At 68.1% G+C, this 464-nt stretch carries 1 pseudogene; it reads left to right on the plus strand.

Going from position 1 to position 464, the window contains the following annotated elements:
- A pseudogene (locus THIARS_RS18110) lies at positions 1-464 on the plus strand (DUF2779 domain-containing protein); the annotation flags it as partial.

Here is a 464-nt window from a genome sequence, read left to right on the forward strand (position 1 = left end):
GATGTCGCCGTGCAGGCCTGGGTGCTGGAAGGCGCCGGCCTGCCGCTGGCGCGCGCCGAGCTCAATCTGCTGGACAACCAATGGCGGTATCCAGGCGCCGGCGACTACCGCGGCTTGTTTCGCCAACTGGACGTCACCGATGCGGTGCAACAGCGCATGCGTGCTGTTCCACAATGGCTGCGGCAGGCTCGGGACGTGATTGACGGCGACATGCCCGACGTCCGCATGGGCAATCAATGCACCCATCCTCACCCCTGCCCTTACGCGGCGCTGTGCCAAAGGCTGGAGCCGCCCGGCCCCGTACATCCGCTGAGTTTGCTCCCCGATACGGCTGGGAAGGCCTTGGCGCGCAAGCTCGCCGCCAAGGGCTATACGTCTTTGCTGGAGCCGCGTCCCGGTGAGCTGGTCGGTGCACAGGCGGCGTTGTACCGCCGCATCCAGCAGGCCCACCGCACCGGGCGCCC

This window comes from Thiomonas delicata (assembly GCF_900088825.1).
GTDB classification, from domain to species: Bacteria; Pseudomonadota; Gammaproteobacteria; order Burkholderiales; family Burkholderiaceae_C; genus Thiomonas_A; species Thiomonas_A delicata.